The organism is Thermus sp. FJN-A, assembly GCF_054655095.1.
Map to the genome: position 1 here is coordinate 1 of NZ_BAAHSC010000269.1, position 236 is coordinate 236.

The following is a 236-nucleotide window of genomic DNA, read 5'->3' on the forward strand; positions in this document are numbered from 1 at the left end:
GGGAAGCCCGCTCAAGGAAGCGAGGTCCTGGAGGAGGCCCTTGAGCTAGCGGGGGAGGGGGCCCGGAGGGGAGCGGCCCTGGCGGAGATGGCCCTCTGCCACCTGGCCCTGGGACGGAAGAGGCTGGCGAGGCGGGCCGCCGGGGAGGCCCTGGAGCTTCTGGACACCCACGCCCCGGCCCGCGCCCGGGTGCTGGTGGCCCTGGCGGAGCTCTCCCGCCGGGAGGGGACGGAGGA

The 236-nt window shown here is 76.7% G+C and carries 1 pseudogene; it reads left to right on the forward strand.

Annotated features, from left to right (window positions below):
* A pseudogene (locus ACYQ0J_RS13675) lies at positions 1–236 on the forward strand (tetratricopeptide repeat protein); the annotation flags it as partial.